This is a genomic window from Sporosarcina saromensis, assembly GCF_054901285.1.
In genome coordinates this window covers 2,838,238-2,853,790 of the sequence record NZ_CM142738.1, presented here as the reverse complement: position 1 = coordinate 2,853,790, position 15,553 = coordinate 2,838,238, and the positions used below count along the sequence as shown (strand labels likewise).

At 40.8% G+C, this 15,553-nt stretch carries 25 protein-coding genes; 19 read left to right on the top strand and 6 right to left on the bottom strand.

Going from position 1 to position 15,553, the window contains the following annotated elements; all coding sequences use genetic code 11:
* Window positions 1-231: 231 nt before the first annotated feature.
* From comGA to ACVHUV_RS14630, 3 genes are read left to right on the top strand one after another with little or no spacing between them, the layout of a single operon-like run.
* Window positions 232-1,239, top strand: a complete 1,008-nt coding sequence (comGA, locus tag ACVHUV_RS14640; protein ID WP_462085111.1) for a competence type IV pilus ATPase ComGA — start codon at window positions 232-234, stop codon at window positions 1,237-1,239.
* Window positions 1,232-2,287 (top strand): competence type IV pilus assembly protein ComGB, encoded by a 1,056-nt coding sequence (comGB, locus tag ACVHUV_RS14635; protein WP_462085110.1) that lies wholly within the window; start codon window positions 1,232-1,234, stop codon window positions 2,285-2,287. Before comGA ends, comGB begins: the two co-directional genes overlap by 8 nt.
* A gap of 12 nt (window positions 2,288-2,299) precedes the next feature.
* Window positions 2,300-2,404, top strand: coding sequence for a prepilin-type N-terminal cleavage/methylation domain-containing protein (locus ACVHUV_RS14630; RefSeq protein ID WP_462085109.1), 105 nt, complete (start codon window positions 2,300-2,302; stop codon window positions 2,402-2,404).
* A gap of 52 nt (window positions 2,405-2,456) precedes the next feature.
* Here the strand turns inward: ACVHUV_RS14630 and ACVHUV_RS14625 are convergent, their stop codons facing one another.
* Both ACVHUV_RS14625 and ACVHUV_RS14620 read right to left on the bottom strand, forming a co-directional pair.
* Window positions 2,457-3,611, bottom strand: coding sequence for a tyrosine-type recombinase/integrase (locus ACVHUV_RS14625; protein WP_462085108.1), 1,155 nt, complete (start codon window positions 3,609-3,611; stop codon window positions 2,457-2,459).
* A gap of 15 nt (window positions 3,612-3,626) precedes the next feature.
* The gene (locus ACVHUV_RS14620; RefSeq protein ID WP_462085107.1) at window positions 3,627-4,136 is read right to left on the bottom strand and encodes an ImmA/IrrE family metallo-endopeptidase; all 510 of its coding nucleotides are present in this window, start codon (window positions 4,134-4,136) and stop codon (window positions 3,627-3,629) included.
* A 132-nt stretch (window positions 4,137-4,268) separates the two neighbouring features.
* On the opposite strand from ACVHUV_RS14620, the gene ACVHUV_RS14615 reads away from it, so the two are divergent.
* Window positions 4,269-4,565 (top strand): hypothetical protein, encoded by a 297-nt coding sequence (locus tag ACVHUV_RS14615; protein WP_462085106.1) that lies wholly within the window; start codon window positions 4,269-4,271, stop codon window positions 4,563-4,565.
* On the opposite strand, the gene ACVHUV_RS14610 is transcribed toward ACVHUV_RS14615, so the two are convergent.
* The 4 genes from ACVHUV_RS14610 to ACVHUV_RS14595 are packed head-to-tail and all read right to left on the bottom strand — an operon-like array spanning window position 4,562 to window position 6,664.
* Window positions 4,562-4,981 carry a hypothetical protein gene (locus tag ACVHUV_RS14610; protein ID WP_462085105.1) on the bottom strand — a complete coding sequence of 140 codons (420 nt, stop codon included), beginning with the start codon at window positions 4,979-4,981 and terminating at the stop codon, window positions 4,562-4,564. The two genes, ACVHUV_RS14615 and ACVHUV_RS14610, sit on opposite strands and share 4 nt — an antisense overlap.
* Window positions 4,959-5,429 carry a hypothetical protein gene (locus ACVHUV_RS14605; protein ID WP_462085104.1) on the bottom strand — a complete coding sequence of 157 codons (471 nt, stop codon included), beginning with the start codon at window positions 5,427-5,429 and terminating at the stop codon, window positions 4,959-4,961. Before ACVHUV_RS14605 ends, ACVHUV_RS14610 begins: the two co-directional genes overlap by 23 nt.
* A 55-nt stretch (window positions 5,430-5,484) precedes the next feature.
* Window positions 5,485-6,297 (bottom strand): hypothetical protein, encoded by an 813-nt coding sequence (locus ACVHUV_RS14600; RefSeq protein ID WP_462085103.1) that lies wholly within the window; start codon window positions 6,295-6,297, stop codon window positions 5,485-5,487.
* A gap of 7 nt (window positions 6,298-6,304) precedes the next feature.
* Complete coding sequence (locus ACVHUV_RS14595) at window positions 6,305-6,664, bottom strand: helix-turn-helix domain-containing protein (RefSeq protein WP_462086922.1); 360 nt, start codon at window positions 6,662-6,664, stop codon at window positions 6,305-6,307.
* A gap of 140 nt (window positions 6,665-6,804) precedes the next feature.
* Between ACVHUV_RS14595 and relB (ACVHUV_RS14590) the strand changes: the two genes are divergently transcribed.
* From relB (ACVHUV_RS14590) to ACVHUV_RS14520, 15 genes are all read left to right on the top strand, one after another.
* A complete protein-coding gene (gene relB, locus ACVHUV_RS14590) occupies window positions 6,805-7,059 on the top strand; it encodes a type II toxin-antitoxin system RelB family anti-toxin (protein WP_462086921.1) in 255 nt (84 codons plus the stop codon).
* A 159-nt stretch (window positions 7,060-7,218) separates the two neighbouring features.
* Complete coding sequence (locus ACVHUV_RS14585; protein WP_462085102.1) at window positions 7,219-7,509, top strand: helix-turn-helix domain-containing protein; 291 nt, start codon at window positions 7,219-7,221, stop codon at window positions 7,507-7,509.
* An 11-nt stretch (window positions 7,510-7,520) separates the two neighbouring features.
* Window positions 7,521-8,189 (top strand): Rha family transcriptional regulator, encoded by a 669-nt coding sequence (locus ACVHUV_RS14580; RefSeq protein WP_462085101.1) that lies wholly within the window; start codon window positions 7,521-7,523, stop codon window positions 8,187-8,189.
* Between the two features lie 150 nt (window positions 8,190-8,339).
* Window positions 8,340-8,624 (top strand): type II toxin-antitoxin system RelB family anti-toxin, encoded by a 285-nt coding sequence (relB, locus tag ACVHUV_RS14575; protein ID WP_462085100.1) that lies wholly within the window; start codon window positions 8,340-8,342, stop codon window positions 8,622-8,624.
* Entirely contained in the window at window positions 8,621-8,899 is a 279-nt protein-coding gene (locus ACVHUV_RS14570; RefSeq protein WP_462085099.1) for a hypothetical protein, read from the top strand. The genes relB (ACVHUV_RS14575) and ACVHUV_RS14570 overlap by 4 nt, the downstream gene beginning before the upstream one ends.
* A 287-nt stretch (window positions 8,900-9,186) precedes the next feature.
* On the top strand, window positions 9,187-9,369 hold the full coding sequence (locus ACVHUV_RS14565) for a hypothetical protein (RefSeq protein ID WP_462085098.1): 183 nt from the start codon (window positions 9,187-9,189) through the stop codon (window positions 9,367-9,369).
* Window positions 9,362-9,541, top strand: a complete 180-nt coding sequence (locus tag ACVHUV_RS14560) for a hypothetical protein (RefSeq protein WP_462085097.1) — start codon at window positions 9,362-9,364, stop codon at window positions 9,539-9,541. Before ACVHUV_RS14565 ends, ACVHUV_RS14560 begins: the two co-directional genes overlap by 8 nt.
* Window positions 9,541-9,693 (top strand): hypothetical protein, encoded by a 153-nt coding sequence (locus ACVHUV_RS14555; protein ID WP_462085096.1) that lies wholly within the window; start codon window positions 9,541-9,543, stop codon window positions 9,691-9,693. The genes ACVHUV_RS14560 and ACVHUV_RS14555 overlap by 1 nt, the downstream gene beginning before the upstream one ends.
* 93 nt (window positions 9,694-9,786) lie before the next feature.
* A complete protein-coding gene (locus ACVHUV_RS14550; RefSeq protein ID WP_462085095.1) occupies window positions 9,787-10,014 on the top strand; it encodes a hypothetical protein in 228 nt (75 codons plus the stop codon).
* Window positions 10,014-11,993 carry a hypothetical protein gene (locus tag ACVHUV_RS14545; RefSeq protein WP_462085094.1) on the top strand — a complete coding sequence of 660 codons (1,980 nt, stop codon included), beginning with the start codon at window positions 10,014-10,016 and terminating at the stop codon, window positions 11,991-11,993. Before ACVHUV_RS14550 ends, ACVHUV_RS14545 begins: the two co-directional genes overlap by 1 nt.
* The gene (locus tag ACVHUV_RS14540; protein ID WP_462085093.1) at window positions 11,994-12,173 is read left to right on the top strand and encodes a hypothetical protein; all 180 of its coding nucleotides are present in this window, start codon (window positions 11,994-11,996) and stop codon (window positions 12,171-12,173) included.
* On the top strand, window positions 12,173-13,063 hold the full coding sequence (locus ACVHUV_RS14535) for a recombinase RecT (RefSeq protein ID WP_462085092.1): 891 nt from the start codon (window positions 12,173-12,175) through the stop codon (window positions 13,061-13,063). The genes ACVHUV_RS14540 and ACVHUV_RS14535 overlap by 1 nt, the downstream gene beginning before the upstream one ends.
* Window positions 13,063-13,764, top strand: a complete 702-nt coding sequence (locus ACVHUV_RS14530) for an MBL fold metallo-hydrolase (protein WP_462085091.1) — start codon at window positions 13,063-13,065, stop codon at window positions 13,762-13,764. The genes ACVHUV_RS14535 and ACVHUV_RS14530 overlap by 1 nt, the downstream gene beginning before the upstream one ends.
* Before the next feature lie 19 nt (window positions 13,765-13,783).
* Entirely contained in the window at window positions 13,784-14,761 is a 978-nt protein-coding gene (locus ACVHUV_RS14525; RefSeq protein WP_462085090.1) for a Lin1244/Lin1753 domain-containing protein, read from the top strand.
* Window positions 14,700-15,545 (top strand): ATP-binding protein, encoded by an 846-nt coding sequence (locus ACVHUV_RS14520; protein ID WP_462085089.1) that lies wholly within the window; start codon window positions 14,700-14,702, stop codon window positions 15,543-15,545. The genes ACVHUV_RS14525 and ACVHUV_RS14520 overlap by 62 nt, the downstream gene beginning before the upstream one ends.
* Window positions 15,546-15,553: the final 8 nt, after the last annotated feature.

The window sequence follows — 15,553 nt, the reverse complement described above, 5'->3', positions numbered from 1 at the left end:
TATAATGGATAGGAACGGCAAAAGTAAACTCTTATCAAATCGACATTGTGACAAAACAATGGATTGCGAATAATCGACACAACACATTAGCAGTCATCAATAACGGAATTTGCCTGCATTTTAGCCTCCAAAAATTGAACTTACGTCAAACTATTCACTTTTTCGTTGTTTGTCCGTATACTCAATTTAAGGTGTTATGCGGCCTAACATCTATAGAAAGAGGGGTGTTCAATGGAAAAGAAAGATAACTTCATTGAGGACAAGTGCTTTACCTTATTGGAAAAAGCCATTCATAATGAAGCAACCGACATCCACCTTGTTCCTATGCAAGACCACTATGATGTATGTTTCAAGAAAAATTCCAAACTACACCAATTTGACACATATCCCCCGCATTTAGCAGCACGGATGATCTCCTTTTACAAATTCCTTTCCTCTCTCGATATAAGTGATAAACGAAAACCTCAAAGTGGCTCATTTCATAAAAAAATTCATGGACAAAATTATTCTTTCCGCGTGTCTACCATTCCCTCAGTACACCTTAGAGAAAGTGTGGTCATACGACTACAGAAACATGATAATATTGTCGGTTTAGATGAGTTATGTATGGATCCGATTTGGGCCCAACATCTGCTAACAGCCATTCAAAAAAGACAAGGGCTTATTTTAGTGACGGGTCCTACAGGAAGCGGAAAGACGACAACCATCTATTCTTTGACTGCACATTGTGTCAATCAATTGGAGAGACACGTTATCACATTGGAGGATCCCGTTGAGAATAATCATTCCCACTTGTTGCAAATTCAAGTGAACGAGCAATCTGGCATGACGTATGCGGCAGGACTAAAAGCAATCTTAAGACATTCTCCAGATGTCATTATGATTGGTGAAATCCGAGATGCTGAAACCGCAAAAACGGCAGTTGGAGCGTCTCTGACAGGTCATCTCGTGTTAACGACAGTGCATGCGAAAGATCCTGAAGGCTGTTTTTTCCGTTTGATGGACTTCGGCATTACGGCGGAAGAATTGAGGCAAACAATTGTCTGTATTTCTTCGCAGCGTTTAATTCAACAACCGAATGGCCAAACGAAAGCAATCTTTGAAATTGTACAAGGAGCATTGTTAGAAAAAATGGCTGATAGTATTGTGAATGGAGAAAAGGTAGCTGTTCCTCCTGAAATCAGATTGGAAGCCGTCATGGAAAAATACTCAACAGACAAGCGGGACTTCTATGAATAAACACGTACTCAGACGAATCAGCCAACCGACTAAACAAATTATCAATCAATCGGTTTTTCTGAAACGTTTAGCCAGCTTGCTGAAGGAAGGTTACACGTTTCATGAAGGTCTAATTTTGTTAATCCCACACCACCATAAAGAATACGATGAATTGCTACGTTCAATAGAAAACGACTTAAAAGAAGGAGCGGAAGTTTCTACTATTCTTTCCCGTTTAGGGTTTTCGAAAAGTATCCTTTTGCCAATCGTCATTTCAGAAGTAGACGGAAGATTAGCGGAAGCGCTAGAAGGCATTGCAGTTCGGTTGCAAATGGTAGAGCAACGAAGGAAGAAACTTAAAAGCATTCTTTTGTATCCACTCGTACTCTTCTTTTTCATGGCGGTGTTGTTAGTAGCTTTTAGAAATTACTTCTTGCCGAACATGCAACTGTTGTCCATGACTCGAAATGATGATGCAACTGGACTCGTTTCAGTATTACCCATCATTGTTTCGAAAATGCCGGATATTGTTATTGCGAGTAGTATCACTACAATTTTCGTCGTTTGTGTCGTGTTGGTCTTTTATCGCCGAATGTCGCCAGCGAAGCAGATACTCTTCATCATGAAACTACCTATTATTGGTTCGCTAATCTCTAAAATTAAGACGAGGGACTTTGCCGGTGAAATAGGTAGTCTTCTAGACTCCGGCATATCCATGCAAGATGCACTCGCAATACTCGCAAATCAAGAAGTGGATGTGTTAGTAAGTGAAATGGCTAAAGTATTAAAAGGCTATGTCATTTATGGAGAACCATTTGACCAAGCGATTCGACTTACCAATGGTTTACGTAAAGAATTAAGTGCTTATGCGAAACATGGTGCAGATACAGGACACTTAGGGAAAGAGTTGCTGATCTACAGTGACCACCTGCATCAAACGATAGAAGAGGAGTTAACAAAGTGGCTGTCCTTGTTACAGCCTTCCCTTTTTACGATTTTAGCGCTTTGTATTTTAGCTGCTTATTTAGCGCTACTATTACCCGTATACGATTTATTTAACACTTTTTAAGGGAGGAAACCAATGTTTACGATAAAATCACAAAAAGGTTTTACGTTAATTGAAATGATGATCATTTCAAATGCGCAAAACCAAAGATGGCTCAACTACAATGTTTGTAGGGATTAAACGGCAGTTGAGCCAATCAGAAAACCACAGAAAAACCACATTTATTTTTGATTTAGATAAATTGGAGGAAATACTCGTTGATTTTATCGTCACTTTGCTGCTGCATTTTTTTCGTAACATGAGTGTAAATGTCCAAGGTGATATTTATGTTGGAGTGACCAACACGCTCCATTATGACAGGAAGATCCACACCAGCTTCAACAAGCATAGTGATGTGCGTATGGCGCAATATGTGTGTACCGTTAACATTTTTAATGCCATAAGCTTTGTATATCTTGTTAAAAACGTTGCTGATCGTTACAGCGCGAATAGGTTGTTGATGCTTTCCGGTAAATACTAAATCACGCCACTCTGATTTGGAATCACGTAGGCCAATCAACTTTTCTTTATTGTATTGGACCTTCATTTTTTTCAATACCTCTGCCAACTCCTGGTTAAATGATACCGTGCGATTGGAGTCTTCGGTTTTCGGTGGCATGAATTCAAAACCACCTTCGCCTGCAGGCTTTTCAAACAATGTCTTGCTGATCACTAATTCACGCTTGTCCAGATCGATATCATTCCAAGTGAGCGCTAATGACTCACCAACACGTAAGCCCGTAGAAAGCATTGTGAGGGCTAAGGGATAGGCGTTCCTTCTGCCGGATGATTTGACACCTGCCAGGAAGTTCTGAATCTCATCCTTTTCAAGGTATTTCTTCTTTGCGTTAATAAGTAACTTTGATGTCTTGTTCGCTTTCGGTACAATCGTATCTTTAACGATATTTTTCTCGATATAGTCATTTTTAATTGCAAACTCAAACATCAAATTAATAGATGTACGCGTTCCTGCGAGATGGTGATACGATATGCCTGTGTCACGACGTTCAATCAAGAATTTTTGTATATCATTAATTTGTAGTTTGCTAATATAATGTTTTCCGTGCTTGTTGATAAAAGGCTTCATTGCTACCATTCTAGTTTTTACTGAAGAGGCTTTAACAGTCTCTTTGTACACTTCCAACCACTCTTCATATACCTCTTTTACAGATCTTTGTGTTGCTTGTCTTTCTTTCGATAATTCATCAGCTGCATGTTGCGCACGTTTCATAGCTTCCTTTTTCGTAGATCCACGTCGTGTGACTTGTCTTCTTTCTCCTGTCAGTGGGTTAGGGGTAGCGTCCACGGTGCAAACCCACTTACCATTATCTAAAGTTCTACAATACATAGCTAATTTCTCCTTTCAAACCGACTGTTTTATTTTGTAATGGCAATTACTTGCATCAAGTTTGTTTAAATATCGTTTTAATCGTTCTTCAGCAAATTCAAACTCGACATTAAAAGTTCTGGCTATTAGACAAATAGCGGTATCCTTATCAGGTGGTAGTCTAATTCGACGCAACATAAATGTAGGTACACAAAAATGATACATAAAGTTATCTGCTTGCCATTCTTGCAACTCAACAAAGAGGGGATGCAACTTCCTTTGGTTACCTGAGTGGCGAAGTATATGTCCAAGCTCGTGAGCAAAATCTTGCCATCTTTGTTCCGTTGTTAAATGCTTATTGAGATAGATATACTGGCGGCCATTCACATAGATTGCTTCACTTGTCCAACCAATAGGGTAGATGATAATGTTTAATCTTTTTGCGATAAGAGCTATATTCAGTTGGCTAGGGCGGCTTATTCCTATTTCCTTGTATAGGTCGATGATATAATCTTCTAAGTGGCTGTAAACGTAAATGATAATCACCTACTAAGTTGTATTTGAAACATATGTTCTGTTTTGCGGTTAAAAGAAAAGCCTATTAACAGGCTAATGATTGATTTGGACTTCTGGTATTGCATATTCTATAATCTATTTAAAAAGAGGGGTTGGTTAAATATGAAAGAGATTAAAAAACCATTTACTTTGTATTATGAATCTCGGTTCCTTCGCGGCGTTGCGCTTTTGGATAAATTAGAGACTCATGTAGAAGCTATACAAAAGTTTTTGTCGACAAGTTCGGTTTCAGACGAATGTTTTAATCAAATGATTCATGAACATCAACTGCTCATAACTCTTTTGAAGGAAGCTTCTAAATGCGCGCACTCATATAATGAAGAAGTTTCATTGTTAATATTGAACAAGAAATTAGAGAAGGACTTTTATAAAGGTGAGTGGGAACCGGAATACTATTAAATTCTGTGCAACCTAACTGTGTCCCCGATAAGGATTTTTTTGTCATGTTCAGGAAAGCCGCCGGTTATGTCTTCTTCTTTAACATTTAATCGAGCGTGACTATATTTATACTCTGTTCGTGGTGCAAATGCTCCGAAACTAGCTAGCATAACAGAAGAAGGCCTTTCTACTTTTTCCCTAATCTCATTCACGCATATGGAGAATTTAGGATATACATTTTCGATGGTTAATATTTCTTTGATGTAATCGAGTGTTCCTAATGGTTCGTCGTTATTAAAAGGGTCGGTCAATTGAGGACCTTTAACAAAAACTTCTACTTCGTCGCCTTCGGAAAGCCCATGGCTAGATCCACCGTTAATTACTAGATGATAAGCATCGACAACTTTAATAACTCTAAATACTTCTTTCTCTCCCATGATTACTCTCCCTTTCTATTATAGAATCAATTTTATCTGTTATACGTTTCAACTCAGCGACACCTTCGGCGTTTTTTCTTGTTTTAATCTGATTGAATAATAACCAGATGTTATAAAGGTCTTGCCTTGCCGATCGGACATCGCTAATGAAGCTGTCTGAATCTTGCTCGCATTTTCCGTACATTTTCGCAAGGCTTTCACGTCTTTTCAGCTCATCTATATACTTCTCATTCAGCTTATTTTTTCGAGTTTTTAAATCCTCGTTTTCCATTTCTTTTTCTTCAAGTGTTTTTTTGATTCTCTTTAACTCTGAAGAAATTGCTATAAAGTATGTAATGCCGAAAATAATTAGAATGAATAGTGTAATTATCAATTTTAATTGCCAACCTATAGAAGGGAGAATCCAGGGAATTAAACTAACCAAAGTTGGTAAGATCTTTTTAACCAAGTTATTAATAATTCTCCCCCCTAAAAAATGAAAGTATTTAGTGCGCTTGATATTTCTACTGGACAAACTGCGGATAAATTCTTTTACCGTCAACTACGTCTAATAGATTTTCAGTTTTAAATGTGTTCCACTTTACCTTATTCATAGTCTCCCGAGACATCCAGGTTCCCATCACTTCCTCATCTTCTACATTGCCGTAAACATCTTGCATAGGGAAAGTGATTGAAATCCAAACTTCTTGTAAACTTTCTATATTTGATAGTTCTCTATAAAGCGAAATAGAGTCTTCATAAAAGCCGTATCCAATTGATTTATCAGTCCATCCGTCTTTGCCTTTGACGGTGATGGAAAGTGACATATCGGCCTCATCCAATTCGACAATTTGAACTGTCTCGTCAATAGCATCGTCGCCAAATTTAAATATATTGTATGCTGCATCTTTGGCGCGATCTTGAATACTTAACTCAGATTTTGTATTTTCGGTCGTTTTATTTGTCACTACTTGTTCTTTCTTCTGTTCATCTTTGTTATCTTTCTCTTTGGGTAAAGCTTGTAGCTTTTGTGAATCATTTACTTCCTGTGCAGAGTCTAATTGTTCATCGTCTTTGTGGCTATCTAATATCTTCAATTGATCAATCTCCGTTTTAGTTGTTCCTGAAGCAATTTTTGAAGGGACTCTTTCACCATCATTCGTCATAACACCTAATACAATAGAGAAAACAATTAAAAGAAACGATGCTGATGTGCATATAGCGTATTTCTTTTTCGAGTAATGACTTTTGATAATAGCTTTAACTAACCATAGTATTGAAAAAACAACTAGTGATATAAAACTGATAATTAATAGTAAAAAGGCTAAGGTATTCAATAAAAAATCACCTCTTATCTCTTCTCATAATCTCCCACATATCACGAAGTCGACGTACATCTTCCTCATCGCTTTCTGGCAACTCCCTATACCAACGTTCAAGTTCAGGATCGTTAGCGAATGCTTCGAATTCTTGATCGGCAGTCATTCGCGGGTCGTCTGATTGACCAATTAAATAATCGGTTGTGACTTCAAAAAAGTCAGCAATTTTTTTAAGTAACTCAGTGTCTGGTTCTACTCTGTCGTTTTCATAATGCGAATATCTTGCGCGTGATAGACCAAGTCTCTTCGATACTTCTTCTTGAGTCATTTTACCACGGAGTTTCTTTAGTCTACTGCCGAGAACTTTTTTATCGCTCATTGTCATTTGCACCTCAATCCACCTCCATTATAGACATTATGCGATAAAATTTGTATCAATGATAAAATATTTTTCATAAATGTGTTGACGATAAAAAACTTATCATGTATAGTTTGGTTAGTGATACAAAACTTATCAAAAAGGCGGTGCTAAAATTGGAACGGAAACTTCTTAAAGAACTTCGTTTAAAGAAGAACCTTACACAACAAGAACTTGCTGATAATCTAGGTATTTCAGCTGTATATGTAAGGAAAATAGAGAAAGGCGATGTTAATGCCGGACTCCCCACAATGATTAAGTATGAAAGTTTTTTCGGTGTTAGTATGCGAAAACTCTTCCCGGATATTTTTTTAGAAGTTAATGATAAAAAACTTATCAATAATAACAAAAGAGCAATTTGATTTAAACAAACAAATCCTCACACCTCTCAACAAGCATCCGAAAGAGCGGAGCAGGCCAAGACCTATCAATTACGATAGCGAGCCGCGCCAATAGGTCACGCCAAGACGTCGGGCACTTGTTGATGGGTGTGAGAGGACAAGAGGAAAGGTGGGAGAAGAATGACAGAAGTAACTCTAGTAAACGCAGCAGATTTACAAGAAATCATTGGAAGCGAAGTAAAAAAGGCGGTAGGGGAAGCTTTGCGAGAGCGCCAACTACCAATCTTGCTTTCAATACAAGATGCAGCAGAGTTGCTTGGTGTAAGTTACACCACAGTTTACCGCGCAACAAAAATTCAAGGATTTCCTGTCACTCATGATTTTGGACATGCAAAGATTGTTACGGATCAGATGCTGGAATGGATTAAGAAACGGAGCAATTACGATTTGGTTTATAACTACGGAAGCTAGGAGGATGCTCAATGAATCAACTCAAGGTTATTTCAATGGAAGGTCAACTTGTCACGGAAAGTAGATTAGTAGCTGAAATGGTAGATCAACAGCATAAGGAATTGCTTCGGACAATCAGGAATTACATCGGAATATTAACCGGCGCAGGATTGCGCTCGTTGGATTTCTTCATACCGCATACGTATCAGGATGCCAAGAAAGAGGTTCGGCCTTGCTTCCTTATTACAAGGAAAGGGTGCGATATGGTAGCCAACAAGATGACTGGTGAGAAGGGAGTCTTGTTTACGGCAGAATACGTCACGCGTTTTGAAGAAATGGAGAAGGAACTGCAAAGGCCAAAAGTGCTTTCACAAAAAGAACAACTCATGGCATCAATGCAACTCACGCTCGAAACAGCTCAAGAAGTAGAAGAAATCAAAGGTAAGGTTGAGCTGTTGGAAGACAAGATTGATAACCAAATGACTCTTGATTACGGCATGCAGCGGAGACTGCAAAGAGCGGTAGGTAAGAGGGTGTATGAAATATCGCCCGATCCGATTGAACGACCTAAATTGTTTAGAGAAATCTATCGAGAAATCAAAGACCGGTTCGGAGTTGCTTCATATAAAGATGTTCTTCGGAAAGATTTGCAAGCAACTTTGAGATATGTGGAGGCATGGATACCACGTAGAGCAGCGTAAGGAGTGCCGGGGGAGGGACCCCGGCTAGGTAAGAGGTTTCAGTAAGTAGATTAAGTGGTTGTTGTTGCGGAGAATTTGGAAGCTACATCTATAGAGTACAACAGCCCTCAAATAAAGAGTATTCCAATTTGGAATAAGGGGGTGAAGAGGATGAAAAACGGTGCAATTTTACGAGCATGCAGAGAAAGAAAAGGTTGGAGTCAGGAAGAATTGGCCTTTGCGCTTCACGTGAATCAATCTGACATATCGAAGTATGAGAATAGCGTTAAAGACCCAGGAATGACGTTATTACAAAAATGGGCGACGGTTACGAATTCCCAAGATGTGTTGGTTGCATATTTGCTAGGTGTCGATGGTGTAACGATTTTGGCGAGTATCTTATCGACTATTGGAACTGGAGTAATCGGCTTTATAAGACTAGGAGGATTGTTGTGAGAGAACAAGATTACAAGTCGGAAGACATTGAAGAAGTAATTGAATTAAAAGGCATGGCACTTAAACAGCTGGAAGCAATTGAGCGGTGCATATGGACAGACAATGTTAATGAAGCGACAGCGCGAATCACACATCTATACCAATGCATGCAAAGGGTGCGCGTCATGAAAAACGCAAAGACAGACGAGCGGAATTTCAGCTATTTACTAGCGAAACTATCTGCAATGGGAGTCAATGCGCATTCAATAAAATTTGTGCATAAAAAAACCGACTGACACGGCAATGTCAATCGGCTGAACGAAAATTGATATCTAAAAACATTATAACACATGTCGGGAGCTTTGGCTCCTGTCAAGAAGCGTCGGGGCAAGACGTAGAGTTCCTCCCTAGAACTTATCGTCCACCCCCCATTAGCCCCGGCGTTTCTTGATGGGATTCAATCCATCAGAAAGGGTGATAACATGCTGACGCTAAAAGAGAAGGTTGACATCATTATCATCGTTCTACCTTACATCGTCATGTTTTATCTGCTCGTAGAACGGTTGGGAAGGAGGCAGACCAAATGAAACCAGCTAGATCAACGTATTGCGGTGAATGCAGGAACGATTTTGAGTCGGGAGAAGTTGTGTACTTCGCATGGATTGAGAACCGATCGTTCTGTGTCGAATGCCATGTTGCTCTGAAGTCTAAAATCAAAGACTGGGAGCCACGGCGAGTGCCGAAAGAAGGTGAAGAAATTGATTGAATCATTCCGGTGGGAAGTCGTTCCAATGGAAGGCGAATCGTATTTCGTTATGACGGCCACAGACAGCGTGGCAACTGCTGCAAAGACATTCGAAGACGAATACGGTAACAACATCAGTGTCTATGGAATCCGGAAAGCAGCGGTAATCAATGAATTTGAGGAGGCGATCTAATGGGTGAGTACGCTGAAATGACTCTTGATGGAGTGTTTTGTGAAGCTTGTGGCGAATACATGGGCGAAGGTATTGGATTCACACAACGATGCGCTGATTGCCATCACGAGATAACAACCGCAGAAGTAGAAAAGGAATTAGAACAAAAATAAACCCGCTGTTGGTAGCAGCGGATTCGGGGTTCTGCCTCATTTACTTACAGCTATTTTAGCGCAGAACCCCCCAAATGACAAGGAGGGTACAAGTTGGAAAAACACTATTTCACGTTTGGACAGAATCATCCATACACTAAACGGCACCAAATCATTATGGCAATTACGGCAGATGCTGCTAGAGAATCGATGGTTAGACACTTCGGTTGGGATTGGGCATTTCATTACACCGAAAATGAATGGCAAGAATGTATTGATAAAGGTTTCTTTAAAAATAATCAACCACTTGAAAAGATTTATTACTGTGAGGAGGAAGCATAATGAAAAACATTCAACTGCAAACATTGAAACTTCGCAATTTCAAAGGCATCAAGAAACTGGACTTGGACATGAACGGCGCCGATCTGAAAATCTACGGTGACAACGGTACTGGAAAGACGACGATATTCGATGGATTCCTTTGGCTCCTTTTCGGTAAGGACAGCAACAACCGTGCTGACTTCGCTATTAAGACACTGGACGCCGGCAAGGAGATCAACAATCTGGAACACGAGGTGTCTGCCGACTTCACGGTCGACGGTCTTCCATTAAGCCTTCGAAAAGTTTACAAGGAAAGATGGACAAAAAAACGCGGTGCTCCAATCAAAGAATTCACCGGTCATGAGACAGACCATGAAATTGATGGCGTTCCAGTTAAGAAGAAGGAATACGAGGAGCGTGTTGGTTCCATCGTCAAAGAAGAAGTATTCAAGTTGTTGACAAACCCCTTGTTCTTTAACGAACAAATGAAATGGCAAGACAGACGGAAGGCGCTACTGGAAGTATGCGGTGACATTGAAGAGGAAGATATCATTTCATTCAATCCAAGTCTCAAAGGACTTCCTGCTATATTGAAAGGTCGCACGATTGAAGACCATCGCAAGGTGATTGCTTCACGTAGGGCAGAAATCAACAAAGAACTAGAGCGTATTCCGGTGAGGATTTCCGAAGTCGAGAACTCCATCCCTGAGACAACGACTGATGTAAAAGTGATTGCCGATGAAGTCACTGAGATTGAATCAAAACTCGACGAAAACGCGACGCTGATTAATAACATCCGTAATGGAGCCGTCATCGTTGACCGTCAGCAGAAGCTTCGCCAAGTGGACATGGACATCGAGCAGATTAAGCGCAACTTTGAATCTGATTCGCTTACTGAAATCAACAAATTAAAAGTGAAGCTGCAGGAGGAACAGTCAAATCTCTCTATACTGCAATCTAGAAAAGGCAATATCGAGCGGCAAAAGACGCAGAATGAGCAGCGAATTGCGGTGTACGAGAAAGACCGGGTTGGTCTTCGTGAAAAATGGGCTGCTGTCAATGCAAGGGCGTTTGATCATAAAGAGGCATGCGCTTGCCCTACATGCGGTCAAGAACTTCCGGAAGAGCAATTAAAAGAGGCACGCGATAAAGCGTTGAGTGATTTTAATCTATCAAAAGCGAAGTTGTTGGAAGATATCCAAACGGATGGCAAGGATTGCGCAGCGAAAAGTCAGGCTCTGTCTGAAGAGAATCAAAGCTTAGCAGATGAAATCGAAAAGATGGACAATCAGGCAGTCGCTAAACAAAAAGAAATTGAGAAATTGACAGCAAGGATTGCAGAACTCCAAGCCAATGTGAAGGACGTCACAGACAGTCCGGAATACCTCGCCAAACTGGACGAGAAGGCTTCCATTCAAGCGGACATTCAGAAGTTACAGGCGAACGCACAGGATGCCATAGGGGACATTGATAAGAGTAACGCTGAACTGCGTCACAAACGTGCCGAACTCAATGCACTGATTGCCCAACAAGCACAAGCCGAAGCAGCGAAGAAGCGGATTATTGAACTGGAAGAACAACAAAAAGAACTGGCAACCGAATACGAAAAACTTGAAGGCGAACTCTTCCTGACAGAAGAATTTATCCGTTCAAAAGTTGAGTTGCTTACTGAAAAAATCAATTCGAAATTCAAATACGCACGCTTCAAATTATTCGACACGCAAATCAACGGCGGTCTGCAGGAAGTATGTGAGACGACGTTCGAGGGCGTACCATACAGTTCCGGTCTTAACAACGCTGCTCGTATCAACGTTGGAATCGACATCATCAACACTCTTACTGATCACTTCGGCATTAAGGCTCCTATTTTTGTCGACAACGCAGAGGCTGTCACTAGATTGATTGATACAGATTCACAGCTTATTAGTTTGGTAGTTTCCGAGCCGGACAAGCAGTTGCGGGTTGAGAGTCAGTCAAGTAAAGAAAGCGAAGTGGCTTAAATGAAACATGTAATGGTAATTGAAATTTCTAATGTCACTGACGAACAAATTCAAATTGGCTTAGGTAAGGCTTTTACGGAATTCTGCAATGAATACCAAGGTGCTGGAATTACAGCGAATATCTTATCTGACCATGCAGGTAAAAGAGTGGTCAAATATATCAATGAGGAGGCTATCTGATGTCAAATAATCAACTAGCAATCATTCAGCGCGACATCACAGATTCAGTAAATCAGAAAATCGACGAGTTACAGTCGGAGGGACTTGCACTCCCTCCTAACTACAGCCACAGCAACGCCTTGAAGAGCGCATTCTTCAAACTACAAGAAGTGACAGACAAGAGCGGTAAGCCTGCATTAGAAGTTTGTACGAAAGAATCAGTGGCTAATGCGCTACTGGACATGGTTGTGCAAGGATTAAGCCCGGCGAAAACACAATGCTACTTCGTAGTGTACGGCAATAAATTACAGCTACTGCGCTCCTATTTTGGCACGCAAGCAGTTCTCAAACGACTGACAGGTGTGAAAGACATTTGGGCAAACGTAATCTATAAAGATGATGTTTTCGAATACGAGAACGATCGAGGCCGTGAAAAGTTAATTAGTCATAAAACGGCTTTTGAAAATCGTGATAAAGAAGTAGTTGGAGCGTATGCAGTGATTCAGACTGCGGATGATGAGGAAATCATGACGGCGATGACTAGGAAGGAAATTGAAGTGTCTTGGGGACAATCCAAAACAAGCCAAGCGGTACACAAGAAATTCCCGCAAGAAATGGCGAAACGTACCGTTATCAATCGTGCAGCAAAAGCATTCATCAATACGAGTGATGACAGCGATCTACTCATTGAGTCAATCAACAACACTACTGAAAACGAATATGAAGAACGTGAACGAAAAGAAATCAATCCTCAACATGAGATTGACCAAAACGCAAACAAGGAAGTGCTGGACTTCACCGCTGAACCGTCTTCAGAAAGTCCAAAAGCTGAACCCGAACCCGTTCCCGTTCCGGTTCGGAATGAGCAACCAACGCCTGCTCAAACTATGTCAGCTGAGCCTGGTTTCTAATGATTGAGATTAAGACACTCGCAACAGGAAGTACGGGGAATTGCTACCACATTTCGGACGGCCATTCCTCGCTCCTCTTGGAGTGTGGCATCAAATTCAAATCGATCCAGAAGGCACTAAATTTCAATACTACTAATCTTGCAGGCGTATTAGTCACACACGAGCACAAAGACCACTGCAAGGCAGTGAAGGACGTTGCTGATCGTGGACTAGACATTTATATGTCCCAAGGCACAGCGGACGCTATCGGCATCCAGCACCATCGTATACGACCTGTTGCATGCAAGCAGACCTTCAAGGTTGGTACATGGACTATATTGCCGTTTGACGTACAGCACGATGCAGCAGAGCCATTCGGCTTCCTAATTGCGAACCAGGACGGTGAGAAACTACTGTTTGCCACTGATACGTATTACATCAAATACAAGTTTCCTGGACTGACTCACTTGATGATTGAGTGTAATTATTCACAAAGAATCCTTAATGAAAATGTTGAGAGTGGACGCATTCCAGAGTTTCTAATGTATCGAGTTATGCAGTCGCATTTTAGTTTAGAAAATCTATTGGTCTTTTTGAAGGCTAACGACTTATCTGAGGTGCAGGAGATCCACCTGCTGCATCTATCAGACAGTAATAGTAATGAAGAGTTATTCAAACGAGAGGTACAGGCAGCTACAGGAAAGCTTGTATACGTGCCTTAACTAAAAGGAGGAATTTGTAATGGCGAGACCACAAAAGCTGGGCCTTGACTACTTTCCGTTAGACGTGGACATCGACCAGGATGACAAGATCCAGCTGGTCGAAGCCTTGCATGGAACAACTGGATTTGCAGTAGTGATCAAATTATTGATGCGAATTTACAAGGAAGGCTACTACTACGACTGGACTGAAATGGAACAATTACTGTTCAGCAGGAGAGTAAATGTAGACATTAATGCCCTCAATGACATAGTAAATGATTGCATTAAGTACGGATTGTTTGATCAAAAGCTGTTCAAAACTTATAAGATTTTAACTTCTCATGGTATTCAAGAGCGTTACTTCGAAGCAAGTAAAAGGAGAAAAAACATTACGGTCGTCAACCAATATATGTTAATAAATGACTCCAAAATAGTTAATGCGAACATTAATCGAGTAAATGTAGACATTAATGGGGAAGTAGTCGAAGGAAATGATGCAGAAAGTACACAAAGTAAAGTAAAGGAAAGTAAAGAAGAGGAAAGTAAACAACAACATGCAGCGGAAATAGATGTTGCAGAAGTTCCTCCTGAAACACCAAGAAAAAATAATCGGTCGTCCGTCGTTGTCGATTTAGGTTTCGGGGAGATCATCAGATTTTATGAAAAAAACGTTGGGCCAATCATTCCTCACATCGCTGATGAATTTCAGTGCATGGTTGACGAGAACAATTCAGAACTCGTATTGCTAGCTCTGAAAAAATCCGTAGAAGCTCGACCTAAAAAGTTAATTAATTATCTAAATGGGATTCTGCGGAATTGGAAAAGCAGGAATTTGAAAACAGCGAGAGATGTCGAAGCACATGAAGCCGCAAACGAAAGGGAGGCAGCCGGATATGGAACACATAGGACAAGTATTGCAGGAAATGATGCAATCCAATCCAAGATTGATGCAGCGAATGAACGACGTAAGAGACTCGCTGGAATCGAATCCGATCGAGATACTAACTGTTCCTTCTGACAAATGTCCCTTGAAAAAATGCGATGGTTCGGGATTCATCTGGATCAAAGATTGGTCGAAGCGTCACGAAAAGAACGTGATGGACGAGTGCAAGAAAGAATGTGATTGTTATCAGCAACAACGCAAGCAACGTGAAATCGACAAGAAGCTTGACTTGTCCGGTATTCCGCTAATTTTTAGCAAAGCGACTGTCCAGTCCTTCGATACCTCGCTTTACAAAGTCGATGAGAACCGGAAAATAGCTGAAATTGCTAAAAAGGCAGCAGTCAACTTTGTTGAAAACTATCCGATTATGAAGGAGCACGGCAAGGGGTTGTACTTGTACAGCCAAGTGAAAGGCTCGGGAAAAACACGTCTCGCGTCCAGTATCGCAAACGCATTGGTCAAGCTGTATGCGGCAGACATTGCCTTTATCAAGTCAGCGGATTTGATTAGTCAGGTCAAGAAAACATTTGGCTCAAAAGAGACGAATGCTGCCGATGTGGTGGGGACGTTTCGCAAGGTCGAATTGTTAATCGTGGATGATCTGGCGTTGAAAGGCGCAACTAGCTTCGAAGAGGGCATTCTGTACGATGTCATGGACTATCGACTGGAAAACAATAAGCCGACAATCTTCACATCTAATGTAACGATTGAGGGCTTAGAAAATATTTATCCTGGCGGCCGTGTGAATAAGCGAATCAACAAGATGGCAATGGAGATATACATGCCCGAAGAATCCATAAGGGATCTAGAGGCAGACACGGAGAATGCAGAATTCGAGAAAATATTATTTGGAGAATAGGGGGATGC